Annotated in this window: 12 protein-coding genes; 10 read left to right on the forward strand and 2 right to left on the reverse strand. The window is 72.1% G+C overall.

Annotation, left to right across the window (positions count from 1 at the left end):
- Nucleotides 1-70: 70 nt before the first annotated feature.
- The 3 genes from CP984_RS04330 to CP984_RS04340 all read left to right on the forward strand — a co-directional run bounded on the left by CP984_RS04330 (nucleotide 71) and on the right by CP984_RS04340 (nucleotide 3,624).
- Nucleotides 71-1,144, forward strand: coding sequence for an ABC transporter substrate-binding protein (locus tag CP984_RS04330; RefSeq protein ID WP_043976719.1), 1,074 nt, complete (start codon nucleotides 71-73; stop codon nucleotides 1,142-1,144).
- Nucleotides 1,145-1,149: 5 nt separating this feature from the next.
- Nucleotides 1,150-2,379, forward strand: a complete 1,230-nt coding sequence (locus CP984_RS04335) for an LLM class flavin-dependent oxidoreductase (protein ID WP_004571758.1) — start codon at nucleotides 1,150-1,152, stop codon at nucleotides 2,377-2,379.
- 120 nt (nucleotides 2,380-2,499) lie between these two features.
- Nucleotides 2,500-3,624 (forward strand): NAD(P)-binding domain-containing protein, encoded by a 1,125-nt coding sequence (locus CP984_RS04340; RefSeq protein ID WP_004571757.1) that lies wholly within the window; start codon nucleotides 2,500-2,502, stop codon nucleotides 3,622-3,624.
- 131 nt (nucleotides 3,625-3,755) lie between these two features.
- Here CP984_RS04340 and CP984_RS04345 read toward each other — a convergent pair whose 3' ends face one another.
- Nucleotides 3,756-4,442 (reverse strand): hypothetical protein, encoded by a 687-nt coding sequence (locus tag CP984_RS04345; protein WP_003981127.1) that lies wholly within the window; start codon nucleotides 4,440-4,442, stop codon nucleotides 3,756-3,758.
- Nucleotides 4,443-4,785: 343 nt separating this feature from the next.
- On the opposite strand from CP984_RS04345, the gene CP984_RS04350 reads away from it, so the two are divergent.
- The 4 genes from CP984_RS04350 (at nucleotide 4,786) to CP984_RS04365 (ending at nucleotide 8,757) form a co-directional block, all read left to right on the forward strand.
- The gene (locus CP984_RS04350; RefSeq protein ID WP_003981124.1) at nucleotides 4,786-5,463 is read left to right on the forward strand and encodes a DUF4142 domain-containing protein; all 678 of its coding nucleotides are present in this window, start codon (nucleotides 4,786-4,788) and stop codon (nucleotides 5,461-5,463) included.
- A gap of 163 nt (nucleotides 5,464-5,626) precedes the next feature.
- Nucleotides 5,627-7,042, forward strand: coding sequence for a DUF1996 domain-containing protein (locus CP984_RS04355; RefSeq protein ID WP_003981123.1), 1,416 nt, complete (start codon nucleotides 5,627-5,629; stop codon nucleotides 7,040-7,042).
- Nucleotides 7,043-7,058: 16 nt separating this feature from the next.
- Nucleotides 7,059-7,532 carry a hypothetical protein gene (locus CP984_RS04360; RefSeq protein WP_043976723.1) on the forward strand — a complete coding sequence of 158 codons (474 nt, stop codon included), beginning with the start codon at nucleotides 7,059-7,061 and terminating at the stop codon, nucleotides 7,530-7,532.
- A 181-nt stretch (nucleotides 7,533-7,713) separates the two neighbouring features.
- Nucleotides 7,714-8,757, forward strand: a complete 1,044-nt coding sequence (locus CP984_RS04365) for a methyltransferase (protein WP_003981121.1) — start codon at nucleotides 7,714-7,716, stop codon at nucleotides 8,755-8,757.
- A gap of 73 nt (nucleotides 8,758-8,830) precedes the next feature.
- Here CP984_RS04365 and CP984_RS04370 read toward each other — a convergent pair whose 3' ends face one another.
- Nucleotides 8,831-10,147, reverse strand: coding sequence for an MFS transporter (locus CP984_RS04370; protein WP_030179592.1), 1,317 nt, complete (start codon nucleotides 10,145-10,147; stop codon nucleotides 8,831-8,833).
- Between the two features lie 122 nt (nucleotides 10,148-10,269).
- Between CP984_RS04370 and CP984_RS04375 the strand changes: the two genes are divergently transcribed.
- The 3 genes from CP984_RS04375 to CP984_RS04385 are packed head-to-tail and all read left to right on the forward strand — an operon-like array spanning nucleotide 10,270 to nucleotide 13,156.
- Nucleotides 10,270-11,043, forward strand: coding sequence for a (Fe-S)-binding protein (locus CP984_RS04375; protein WP_003981119.1), 774 nt, complete (start codon nucleotides 10,270-10,272; stop codon nucleotides 11,041-11,043).
- Entirely contained in the window at nucleotides 11,040-12,515 is a 1,476-nt protein-coding gene (locus tag CP984_RS04380; RefSeq protein ID WP_003981118.1) for a lactate utilization protein B, read from the forward strand. Before CP984_RS04375 ends, CP984_RS04380 begins: the two co-directional genes overlap by 4 nt.
- Complete coding sequence (locus CP984_RS04385) at nucleotides 12,512-13,156, forward strand: LutC/YkgG family protein (RefSeq protein WP_003981117.1); 645 nt, start codon at nucleotides 12,512-12,514, stop codon at nucleotides 13,154-13,156. Before CP984_RS04380 ends, CP984_RS04385 begins: the two co-directional genes overlap by 4 nt.
- The last annotated feature ends 98 nt before the right edge of the window (nucleotides 13,157-13,254 follow it).

Consider the following 13,254-nt stretch of genomic DNA (forward strand, 5'->3'; position numbering starts at 1 on the left):
TGAGGCCCCCTCTCGCGGCCGCTCACCTGCGCTCTCGTATCCATCACCCACAGGAAACGGACCACCCCATATGCAAGCAACACCCCCGCCCCGCCCCTCTCCCCTGCTCTCTCTCCTCGTCCTCCCCCTCCTCCTGCTCACTGCCTGCGGCGGAGCCTCCCGGGCCGACGGGGGGCATGGCGGCACCCGCGGCGGCACCGACGGAAAGGGCTCGGTGACGCTGAACGTCGGTGACCAGAAGGGCGGTTCGGAGTCGATTCTGCGGGCGGCCGGGGAGCTGGACGACCTGCCGTACCGCATCCAGTGGTCGACCTTCACCTCCGGGCCGCCGCTGCTGGAGGCGGTCAACGCCGGGGCGGTGGACGTGGGCGGGGTCGGCAACACGCCGCCGGTCTTCGCCGCCGCGGCGAATTCGAAGATCAAGGTGGTCGCGGCGTCGCACGGCTCGCCCGCGGGGGAAGCGGTCCTGGTGAAGAAGGACTCGCCGATCAAGCGGCCCGCGGAGCTGAAGGGCAAGTCGATCGCGGTGGCGCAGGGCAGTTCCGCGCACTACCAGCTCGTCGCGTCGCTGCGGAAGGCCGGGCTGTCGCCGAAGGACGTTAAGCTCAACTACCTTCAGCCGGCCGACGCGCTGGCCGCGTTCACCCGCGGCCGGGTGGACGCCTGGGCCGTGTGGGACCCGTACACCTCGCAGGCCCTCGACCAGAGTGACGCGCGGGTGCTGACCACCGGGGAGGGCGTCGTCAACGGGCTCAGCTTCCAGGTCGCCGCGCCCGCCGCGCTGGGCGACGAGAAGAAGTCGGCGGCGCTCAAGGACTACGTGGACCGGCTGCGCCGGGCACAGGACTGGGTGCACCGGCATCCGGACGCCTGGGCGAAGGTGTGGGCCAAGGAGACCGGGCTGCCGCGGGACGTGGCGCTGGCCGCGGCCAAGCGGACGCGGGGTACGGCGGTGACGGTCGCCCTGGACCGGGCGGCCGTCGCCTCCGAGCAGCGGATCGCCGACACCTTCGCCGAGCTGAAGCTGATCCCGGGCCGCTTCGACTTCTCGTCCTTCGTCGACACCCGGTTCAACGGCGGCCTGCCGCCTTCGAGCACGGCGCCGCGTACCTACCCGAACAGCTCTCCAGGAAAGGCCGGCTGAACACCGTGACCGTGCATCTTCATTGGTTCCTGCCGACCGGCGGCGACGGGCGTACGCTCGTCGACCGCCACGCGTACACCGACGGCGGAGTACGGCGTGAACGCATCACCCCCGTCAGCGGGGTGCGGGCGCCCGACATCGACTATCTGGCGCAGATCGCCAAGGCGGCCGAGCAGCTGGGCTTCGAGGCGGTCCTCACGCCGACGGGCACCTGGTGCGAGGACGCCTGGCTGACGACGGCGGCGCTGACCCAGGTCACCGACCGGCTGAAGTTCCTGGTCGCCTTCCGGCCGGGGGTGATCTCACCGGTGCTGGCCGCGCAGATGGCCGCGACGTACCAGCGGATCTCCGGCGGCCGGCTGCTGCTGAACGTGGTGACCGGCGGCGACTCCACCGAGCAGCGGCGGTTCGGCGACGGGCTGGACCATGACCGGCGCTATGCCCGCACGGACGAGTTCTTGCAGGTCGTACGGGGTGTGTGGGGTGGCGCGCCGTTCGACTTCCACGGGGAGCACTACCAGGTGGAGGGCGGGCTGACGGCGCTGCCGCCGGACCCGCTGCCGGAGATCTTCTTCGGTGGCTCCTCGGCGGCGGCCGGGCCGGTCGCCGCCCGCAACGTGGACGTGTACCTCACCTGGGGCGAGCCGCCCGAGCAGGTGAAGCAGAAGATCGACTGGATCGCGGGGCTGGCCGCCCGGGAGGGCCGTACGGTCCGCTTCGGCATCCGGCTGCACACCATCTCGCGCGACTCGGCGAAGGATGCGTGGGCCACGGCGAACCGGCTGCTGGACGACCTGGACCCGGACACCGTGGCCGCCGCGCAGCAGGCGCTGGGCCGGAGCGAGTCGGTGGGCCAGCAGCGGATGCTCGCGCTGCACGGCGGCTCACGCGACAAGCTGGAGATCGCGCCGAACCTCTGGGCCGGGGTCGGTCTCGTACGCGGCGGCGCGGGGACGGCGCTGGTCGGCAGCCATGCGGAGGTGGCCGACCGCATCGAGGAGTACCACGCGCTCGGCATCGAGCACTTCGTGCTGTCGGGCTATCCGCATCTGGAGGAGGCGTACTGGTTCGGGGAGGGCGTACGGCCCGAGCTGGCAGCGCGGGGGTTGCTGCCAGGCGGGGTCGGGACCGGTACCGGTACCGGTCCCGATCCGTTGTCCGGTGTCCCGGCCGCCATCGGCCGTCCGGCTTCCGCGCCGGGCGGAGCGCCGCTGCTGGTGGCGGGCGGTCGCTGAGGGGGGTGCCGGAGGCGGTCGCTGAGGGGCGTCCCGAGGCGGTCGCCCCACGCCGACGGCACGACCGCCCGAAGCCCCGAATCCCGGAAGATTCCGGCCCGCCCCCTGGTTGGTAGAAGCATGAACTACACCGGGGTGCGGGAAGCCGAGGTCGTGGTGGTCGGTGCCGGGCAGGCGGGCCTGGCCGCCGCCTTCCACCTGCGGCGGGTGGGGTACGAGCCGAACCGGGACTTCGTCGTGCTGGACCACGCGCCGCGGCCGGGCGGCGCGTGGCAGTTCCGCTGGCCCACCCTGACGTACGGCAAGGTCCACGGCATGCACGCGCTGCCCGGCATGGAGCTGACCGGCGCCGACCCGGACCGTCCGTCCGCCGAGGTGATCGGCGCGTACTTCGAGACGTACGAGCGGACCTTCGGGCTCCGGGTGCACCGCCCGGTGGACGTCCGGGCGGTGCGCGACGGCTCGGACGGGCGCCTGCTGGTCGAGTCCTCGGAGGGTACGTACGCCACCCGCGCCCTGATCAACGCGACCGGCACCTGGGACCGCCCCTTCTGGCCGCGCTTCCCCGGCCAGGGCGGCTTCCGGGGCCGGCAGCTGCACAGCTCGCAGTATCGGAGGCCGCAGGACTTCGCGGGGCAGCGGGTGATCGTCGTGGGCGGTGGCACATCGGCCGTCCAGCAGCTGCTGGAGATCGCGGAGGCCGCCGCCGCGACGACCTGGGTGACCCGCCGCCCGCCGGTCTTCCGCGAGGGCCCGTTCGACGAGCAGCAGGGGCGCGCGGCCGTCGCCCGGGTCGAGGAGCGGGTACGGCGGGGACTGCCGCCGCAGAGCGTGGTGTCGGTCACCGGGCTGCCGATGACGGAGGCGATGCGGCGGGCGCGCGAACGCGGTGTGCTGGAGCGGCTGCCGTTGTTCGACCGGCTCACCGGGACCGGCGCGGTGTGGGCCGACGGCCGTACCGTCGAGGCGGACACGATCCTGTACGCCACCGGCTTCCGCGCCGCCGTCGATCACCTGGCCCCGCTCAAGCTGCGCGAGCCCGGCGGCGGCATCCGGATGGAGGGCACCCGCACGGTACGGGATCCCCGCGTCCATCTCGTCGGCTACGGCCCCTCCGCCAGCACCATCGGCGCCAACCGCGCGGGACGTGCGGCCGTGCGGGACATTCGGCGATTGTTGGGAGAGGGCGCAAGGGAGGGCTCGGGGGCGAGTACCGCGGAGGCATTCCGGCCCGTTTCGCGATGACGCGCCCCAGCGCAGGCGTACGGTGACGCGTCCCAGTGCAGGCGTACGGAGGTGGGCCCGCGCCGGTCGGAGGCGGGCCCACCGGTCAGCGGCGGTCGGCGGTCAGCCGCCGCCGATGCCACCGCCCCCGATCACTGCGACACGTCGAGCGTCTGCTGAGCCGGACGCTGGGTGTGCGACGGCTGCGGCGTGCGCAGTTCCGCCGAGCCGGTGCCCTCGAAGAGCTGGTCGCCTGCCTTGACCGGTGTGGCGCCGAAGGCGGCCTTGAAGGATGCGGCGCCCTGGTCCGTCAGGGTGAAGACGATACGGCCGGAGTTGATCTTGCCGGAGGCGAGCCGGAACTGTTTCCGGTCCAGCTTGAACGCCAGGAACGCCGTCCTGGCCGGGCGGGCGCCCCGCACGTCGCCGGAGACCCGGCCCGTGGCGACGTCGGCCTTCAGGTGGTTGACCCGCAGGTAGCGGCCGCCGCGGGTGAATTCGAAGCCGCCGTCGAAGTGCATCTCGCCCCGGGTGAGGGCGCGGTTGAACGTGCCGCCGGTGATCGGCGTGGCGACGCACCGCCGCTCATGGGTGCCGGTCAGCCGGGCCGGACGGATGGCGTTGAGCCGTACGTGCGCCTTGGCCAGGGCACGGGTGGCGCCGGGCGTCAGGCAGAAAGTCCCGGTGCCCTTGCCCAGCCGGGTCGGTTCCTCCTGGGGCGCGGGCACGGGGCGCGGGCCGTCCGGGGCTGCGGCCAGCGCGAACCCGCCACCCAGGAGCCCGGTGAGGGCGAGCGCGGTCACACAGGCCGTGGTCAGCAGGCGGCGCGGTGCGGACATGGAGGGGTCTCCTTCGCGTACAGCTGCCGGTCGGCCGCGGCAGACCGGCAGCGTTGCTGTGTTTGCTACAGGTATTGACGCCCCGGCCCCAGTGGTGACGGCCGCGCCCGCTAATCACCCGTTCGCCCGATGCCCCCGGGTACCGCCCGGTGTGTCGGCTTCGGTGGACACCCCGGGAGAGCGTAAGGGGCGCGCGAAGCGCCCCCGCACCGCTCGCCGCGGCCCCGCACCCTAGCAACCGCCCGCGGCCACGGCAGTTCTTTGTCGCTTTGGTGCCAACAACGCGGAGGCGCCCCGGCCCGGCATTAGCGTCCTTTTTCCATCCCTGGGGAAGGAGGGCGCTGTGCGCAACGTCGGACGGCGGCGTTCGGTGATCGGCAATGTCCGGTCGCGGTTTTCGGTGGGTACGGGTCTGGTCGTCGCCGGGCTTTCCCTGACGGCCGTGGCCATCCTGCTGCCGGTGCAGTTGTTCGCGAGCAGCGGCAGCGCGGCGGGAAGTTCCGCGCCTGCCGCGCAGGACGACGGGCTCGGGGTGTGGAACACGCCGTCGGGCCCCCTGTCACCGCTCGACCGGGAATTCGTCAGAAAGGTACGGCAGGCCGGGCTGTGGGAATTGCCCGCCGGCCGGCAAGCACTGCAACGCGGTACACGGCAGGCCATCAAGCATGCGGGCCGACATTTGATGGAGGGGCACACCGATCTCAATCAGCGTGCCGCCGACACGGCCCGCGCTCTGAACATCACGCTTCCCGGACAGCCGACGCCCGAGCAGCAGGGCTGGCTCGCCCAGCTCGACGCGGCCGAAGGAGATGCCTATGAGCGGTTGTTCGCGAATCTGGCCCGCCAGGCGCACGGCAAGGTGTTCTCCCTTGTCGCGCAGGTGCGGGCGAGCACCCGGAATTCCATGATCCGGGATTTGGCCACTCGCGCCAATTCCGTCGTGCTCGATCACATTACGGCGCTGGAACAGACCGGACTGGTCGACTTCGAAGCGCTCACCGATGGACAGCCACCCAAGTAGCTCTGCGTATATCCCTGCCCACGGCGCCGCCGACCAGCGGGAAGTCCTCGCATACCGGTTCCCGTGAAACGACCGCGCCCGGCGTACGTATGACCGCGAGACCGCATTGCCGCGAAGAGGCACGGCCGCAGGACCACCCCGCGATCAGAAGCGAAGTGATGACATGAAACGGCAGAAACGGATAACTGCGCGTCCGCACAAGAGGACGCGCCTTTCCAAGCGGAGCGGCGCGCTGATCCTCACGGCGCTGGCCGCCTGCGGCGGTACGGCGATCATCGCCGCCCAGGCCCTGGCGGGGCCCGGTGGGCCCGGGGCCGGCGGCACGGACGCCTCGGCGGGCGGCGGCGCGGGCACGGTGGCCGGCCGGACGATCAGCTGTCCGGACGTGGGGCAGCGGCTGCGCAGCCTTCCACCTGCCGCCGCGCCCGAAGTGAACCGTGACCTGGGGCAGTTGGACGCTCAGGTCGCCCAGGCGTTCCGGCGGTGGTCGGCCGATCCCGGCACACAGGACCAAGTGCTGCGCGGCCTGGAGAAGGACCGTAAGGCCACCATCGGGCGGATCACGGACGCGCTGCGCCGGGCCGGTGAGCGGCCGGACGCGCTCGACCGGCTGAGCGCGTGCCGCACGACGACGGGGAATGCGACCACCGCGCGGAACGCGCCCCGGGACGCCCGGGGCGGGAACAGTGCGGGCAACGGCCCGTTCCGCGACGACTTCGTCGACATCAAAACCGTACGGCCGAATACGCGCGGCAATGGCCAAGGGGGACGCGGCACCGCCTCCGGTTCGTTCCGCTCGGAATGCGGGCGCAACGAGAACCGGCACAACAATCCGGACAACCTGATCGTGGCGCCGGGAGTCAGCAACGGCGCCCACCATATGCACGACTATGTCGGCAATCTGGCGACAAGCGCGTTCTCCTCCGACCGGGAATTGGCCGGAGCCGGTACGACCTGCGGCAACGGGGACCGGTCCACGTATTACTGGCCGGTGCTCCGGCTACGGGACAACGGGCGGGAACGGGACGCCGACGCACCCGGCGGCGGGCAGGACGGCAATGTCGGCACCATCCTGCGCCCGGCCGCGGTGTCGCTGAAGTTCGACGGGAACGGCGCGGACAAGGTCACGGCCATGCCCCCGTTCCTGCGGAACCTCACCGGTGACGCGAAAGCCCTGACGAACGGCCCGGCCAACGCGAACGCCTCGTGGAGCTGCACCGGTTTCGAGAACCGGCAGTTGAAGAACAAGTACCCGATCTGTCCTCGCGGCAGCAACGTCGTACGGTCGCTGGCGTTCCCCAACTGCTGGGACGGGCGCAACATCGACAGCGCCAATCACCGGACGCATGTGGTGTTCCCGGACGGCAACGGGCGGTGCCGCAACGGATTCCGGGCCATTCCCCGGCTGGTGCAGCGGCTGACCTACGCCGTTCCGCCGAACGCGCAGTACGCGGTGGACAGTTTCCCCGACCAGCTGCACAACCCGGTGACGGATCACGGGGACTTCATCAACGCGATGCCGCAGCGGCTGATGCGTACGGCCGTGGACTGCATCAATTCCGGCCGCGACTGCCGGTGAGAGGGGGAATTCCGGCATGAGGTCTCCCTCCGGCCCGGTGCTGCTTCTTGGCGCGGCAGGCGTCCTGTCCTGCGCGATCGTGGTGACCGGTTATGCGAACGGCGGTCCTGCACCCGCCGCCCAGGGCTCCCCGCATCCCGCGCACGCCGCCCCCTCCCCCGGCGCGTCCGGCCCGCCGGCCTCCCTGGCGCGGATCGCCGCCGCCCTCGGCTGCCGCGCCGAAGTCATCGTTGACGCCCAGGAACTGCGCGAGGGCGGCTGCACCACCGGCGCCGGCACCTTCCGCATGCTCACCTTCAGCAGCGACGCCAAGAAACGCGCCTGGCTCACCGAGGCGCAGGCGTACGGGGGGACGTATCTCGTCGGCACCCGCTGGTCGGTGACCGGCCCGTCCCGGAGCGCGCTGGCCCCGCTCCGGGCCGAGTTGGGCGGCGCCGTGGAATCGGGCGGCGGACATGGCCGTTCCTCCCGGCACGACCATGCCCCCTGACGTGGGCGATCGCCCCGATACGGCCGGAAACGGGCACCACGGTGCCCGTTTTCCGTGTGTGACAGCCTCCCGGCGGTGGTAGTGATCACGGACGCGGACGTATGTTCGCGTCCGTGAACCCCCGTGCGGTCCCCCCGCACGTCCCCCGCAGCACCCCCACAACGATCCCTGGAGGCATCCCATGGCATCCCCGCACCCCGTCGCGCCGACCGCGTCCCCGCTTCCGCTGATGCAGTTAGCCACCGGGTTCTGGGCGTTCAAGACGCTGGCCACCGCCGACGAGCTGGGCCTGTTCGGCATGCTCGACCGGCTGGGCGGCGGCACGGTCGAGGAGTGCGCCGAGGAGCTGGAGATCGGCACCCGGCCGGCGGGGATGCTGCTGACCGGCTGCGCGGCGCTGGACCTGCTGGAACGCCGCGGGGACGGCCGCTTCGTCAACTCCGCGCTGGCCGACGCCTATCTGGTGCCGGGGCGCCCGTACCACTTCAGCGGCTGGCTGCGGATGCTGGACCAGCGGCTGTACCCGGGCTGGGGCCGGCTCGGCGAGGCGGTGCGCACCAACCGGCCCACGACCTGGGACCCCGACAAGCAGCTGCACCTGTTCGACACCGAGGACCCGGGGCTGCTGTCGGTGTTCTGGGAGGCGATGCACGCGGTGTCGTCGTGGACCGCGCAGCGGCTCGGCGAGGTGGTGGACCTGACCGCCGGGACGCGGCTGCTGGACGTGGGCGGCGGCTCCGGCGCTTACGCCATCGAGCTGTGCCGGCAGCATCCGGGTCTGAAGGCGACCGTCTACGACTTGCCGAAGGTGTGTCCGGTCGCGGAACGCAACATCACCGAGGCCGGGCTCGCGGACCGGATCGGCACCCTCCCCGGCGACTTCCTCGCCGAGCCCGCGCTGCCCGGCGGCCACGACGTGATCGTGCTGTCGATGATCCTCCACGACTGGGACGAGGACACCAACCGCATGCTGCTCGACAAGTGCTGCGCGGCGCTGCCGCCCGGCGGCACCCTGGTGATCAGCGAGCTGATGGTGGACGACGACCTGACCGGGCCCGCACCGGCCGCCCTGATGAGCCTGAACATGCTGGTGGAGACCGAGGGCGGCCGCAACTACACGGCGGCGGAGTACACCTCCTGGCTGCGGGACGCCGGCTTCTCCGAGGTGCGCAAGGTGCCGTTCGAGGCGCCCGGCGCCAACGCGGCCGTCGTCGCCCGCAGGTGACGCCCGGACCGTGATCCGGACGCGGGCCGTCCCGGTGCGCGCGGACCGCGGACGGCCCGCGCGCACCCGTGCCTCAGGTTTCCAGCTTCTGCTTGGCGGTCTCCGGCAGGGTCAGGTAGACGACGAAGGAGACCAGGCAGAGCGCGGACACGTACCAGGGGAACAGGTCCGGGTGCCCGGCCTGCTTGAACCAGGTGCCCACGTAGGGCGCGGTGCCGCCGAAGAGGGCCACGGTCAGGGAGTACGGGAAGCCGATGCCCGCGGCCCGTACGCGGGCCGGGAAGACCTCGGCGTTCACGGCCGCGGCCACCGCCGTGTAGCCGGTCAGCAGCACCATGCCCGCGCACTGCACCAGCAGCAGCGACCAGAACGCGTCGGTCACCAGGTGCAGCAGCGGTACGGCGAGCACCGCGAAGCCCAGCGCGAAGCCGAGCAGCAGCGGCTTGCGGCCGATCCGGTCCGAGAGCATGCCGCCGAGCGGCTGGAGCAGGGTGAAGAAGAGCAGCGACAGGGTGCCGGCGGTGAGCGCCTGGCTCTTGTCGAAGCCCGCGTTGACCTGCGCGTAGGTGGGCAGGTAGGTGGTCCAGGTGTAGTAGGCGAGGGTGCCGCCCGCGGTGATGCCGCAGATCAGCAGGGACTGCCGGGGGTGGCGGCGCAGCGCCTCGAAGAGGCCGGGGCGGGCGGCGGCGCGCTGCTGCGCGCTGCGCGTCTCGCGCGCCCCGCTGCGTACCCACAGGCCGATCAGGCTGAGCACGGCGCCGATCAGGAACACCAGGCGCCAGCCCCACTGCCCCATCTGGTCCTCGGTGAGGACGCCCGCGAGCAGGGCCGCGGTGCCGGACGCCAGCAGCTGGCCGGCGGTGGTGGAGACGTACTGGAAGCTGGAGAACAGCCCGCGCCGCCCCGGGCCCGCCGATTCGACGAGGAAGGTGGTGGAGGCGGCGAACTCGCCGCCGACCGAGAGCCCCTGGACGAGCCGGGCGACGACGAGCACGACCGGCGCCAGCACGCCGGTGGCCGCGTAGGTGGGGACGACGGCGACGAGCAGGCTGCCGCCGCCCATCAGGAGGATCGTCACGGTCAGCGCGGCGCGGCGGCCCCGGCGGTCGGCGACCGCGCCCATCAGCAGTCCGCCGATCGGGCGCATGAAGAAGCCCACCGCGAACACCGCGAAGGTGGACAGCAGCGGCACCAGGGAGTTGCCGGTGCCCTTGGGGAAGACCCGGTCGGCGATGTAGACGGCCAGGAAGGAGTACGCGTACCAGTCGTACCACTCCACGGCGTTGCCGACGGACGCCGCGGCCAGCTGCCGCAGCTGCGACACCCGCCGCGGCGCGCCGTCGGGTCCTTGCGCTTTCGTTATGTCCGGGGCCTGCTCCGCACGTGTCATGGTCCTCCGCTCCGGGTCCTTCTCCTCGGCCCGCCGCTGGGGCAGGATGAGCCGACAGGTGATCATGTACCGGTGGGACGGCCCGCCGCCAGCGGTAACGGCAGCCGAAAGGAGATGGCAACGTGCGTGTAGCACTGTTCGTCACCTGCATCAACGACACGCTCCACCCGGACACCGGCCGGGCAGTGATCACGCTGCTGGAACGCCTCGGTGTCGAGGTGGGATTCCCCGAGGAACAGAGCTGCTGCGGCCAGCCGCAGTTCAACACCGGCTACCGGCATCTGACGGAGCCGCTGGTGCGCCGCTACGAGCGGGCCTTCCGGGATTACGACTATGTGGTCACCCCGTCCGGTTCCTGCGCGGCGATGGTACGCGACAACTATCCGCGGATCGCGGCCGAGGGGCGCGACAGCCGGGACCTGGCCGAGGCCGCGGCGCGCGCCGTACCGAAGACGTACGAGCTGACCGAGTTCCTGGTCGACGTGCTGAAGGTGACGGACGTCGGCGCGTACTACCCGCACACCGTCACCTACCACCCCACCTGCCACGGCCTGCGGATGCTGCGTCTGGGCGACCGGCCGCGGCGGCTGCTGGAGCACGTCAAGGGCCTGGAGCTGCGGGAACTGCCGGGTGCCGAGGAGTGCTGCGGCTTCGGCGGCACCTTCGCGGTGAAGAATCCGGCCGTGTCGGCCGCGATGGGTGCCGACAAGGTGCGCGCCGTCCGGGAGACGGGCGCGGAGGCGGTCTGCACGGTCGACAACTCCTGTCTGCTGCACATCGGCGGCATGCTCAGGCGGGAGGGCGCGGCGGCCCGGCCCGTGCACATCGCGGAGATCCTGGCCGCCACGGAGGCAGATACCCGGAAGCCGGCCGGCAGGGAAGGGAGCCCGCGATGAGCGGCACATATCTCGGCATGCCCGCGTTCCCCACGGCCGCCGCGTCCTCCACTCAGGACGGCCGGCTGCGCGCGAATCTGCGGTACGCCACCCACACCATCCGCGACAAGCGGGCCAAGGCGGTCGCCGAGCTGGACGACTGGGCGCGGCTGCGGGCCGCGGGCGCCGCCGTCAAGGACCGTACGCTGCGCCATCTCGACCACTATCTGGAACAGCTGGAGGAGGCGGTGACGGCGGCCGGCGGGCAGGTGCACTGGGCGGCGGACGCCGCCGAGGCCAACGCCATCGTCGCCCGGCTGGTGCGGGAGACCGGCGAGCGCGAGGTCGTCAAGGTCAAGTCGATGGCGACGCAGGAGACCGGGCTGAACCGGACGCTGGCCGAGGCCGGCATCAGCGCGTACGAGACGGACCTCGCGGAGCTGATCGTGCAGCTCGGCGACGATCTGCCGTCGCACATCCTGGTGCCCGCGATCCACCGCAACCGCGGCGAGATCCGGGACATCTTCCGTGAGCAGATGGGCCGCTGGGGCCGCGCGGCGCCCGAGGGGCTGTCCGACGCGCCGGGCGAGCTGGCGGAGGCGGCGCGGCTGCACCTGCGCGAGAAGTTCCTGAACGCCAAGGTCGGCATCTCGGGCGCCAACTTCATGGTGGCGGAGACCGGCACGCTCGTCGTCGTGGAGTCCGAGGGCAACGGCCGGATGTGCCTGACCCTGCCGGAGACGCTGATCTCCGTCGTCGGCATCGAGAAGATCGTGCCCACCTGGCAGGACCTGGAGATCTTCCTCCAGCTGCTGCCCCGCTCCTCGACCGCCGAGCGGATGAACCCGTACACCTCGATGTGGACCGGAACGACGGACGGCGACGGCCCCCGCACCTTCCACCTCGTGCTGCTGGACAACGGCCGCACCGACACGCTCGCCGACACGGTGGGCCGCCAGGCGCTGCGCTGCATCCGCTGCTCGGCCTGCCTGAACGTGTGCCCGGTGTACGAACGGGCCGGCGGGCACGCGTACGGCTCGGCGTATCCGGGCCCGATCGGCGCGATCCTCACGCCGCAGCTGCGCGGTACGGCGAGCGAGCTGGACGCCTCGCTGCCGTACGCGTCGTCGCTGTGCGGCGCCTGCTACGAGGTGTGCCCGGTGGCCATCGACATCCCGGAGGTGCTGGTGCATCTGCGGGAGCGGGTGGTGCAGGGCGGCAAGGTGACGCGGCGCGGGGTGAAGACCGTCCTGAAGCCGGCCAAGGGGCACGCCGCCGAGCGGGCGGCGATGCGCGCGGCGGGGTTCGCCTTCGATCATCCGGGGGTGCTGCGGGCCGGCCAGCGGCTGGCGGGCCGCACCCGGCGGCTGCATCCGCGCCGGCTGCCGGGCCCCGGGCACGCCTGGTCGGACACCCGGGACCTGCCGCCGGTTCCGGCCGAGTCGTTCCGGGACTGGTGGCGGCGTACGCGTGGAGAGGAGCAGGGCAAGTGAGCAGCCGGGATGTGGTGCTGGCGCGGGTGCGCCGGGCGCTGGCGGACGTACCGCGCGGCGAGGGGCCCGGGGATGTGCCGGTGCCGCGCGACTACCTGCGTACCCATGGCTCCCGTACGGCGGAGGAGCGGGTGGCGCTGCTGGCGGAGAATCTGGCGGAGTACCGGGCGGTGGTGCACCACTGCGCCGAGGACGATGTGCACATGCTGGTCATGCGCCTGCTGAACGAGCACGGCACGCAGCACGTCCTCGTACCGCCGGGGCTGGACCCCTGGTGGATGGCCGCCGCCGACCCCGTCCGCATCCACGACCGGGCGGCGAGCACCGCGCGCGAACTCGACACGGTGGACAGCGTCGTCACCGGCTGCGCGGTGGCCATCGCGGAGACCGGCACGATCGTTCTGGACGGCTCGCCCGACCAGGGCCGCCGCCGGATCTCGCTCATTCCGGACCATCACATCTGCGTGGTGCGCGTGCCGGACCAGGTCGTCGACTCGGTGCCGCAGGCGCTCGAACGGCTGGACCCGGCACGGCCGTTGACGTGGATCTCGGGTCCGTCGGCGACCAGTGACATCGAATTGGACCGGGTGGAAGGGGTGCACGGGCCGCGGAAGCTGGAGGTCGTGCTGCTGTCGGAGTGAGGGCATGCGGACCCCGGGGCCCGGGCGCGGGAAGTGGCGTGAAGGGCGTCTTGCGCTGCGCCACTCCCTGTTCGACCCTGACGCTTCCTGTTGCCTTA

The sequence above is a fragment of the Streptomyces rimosus genome (genome assembly GCF_008704655.1).
Classification (GTDB): Bacteria; Actinomycetota; Actinomycetes; order Streptomycetales; family Streptomycetaceae; genus Streptomyces; species Streptomyces rimosus.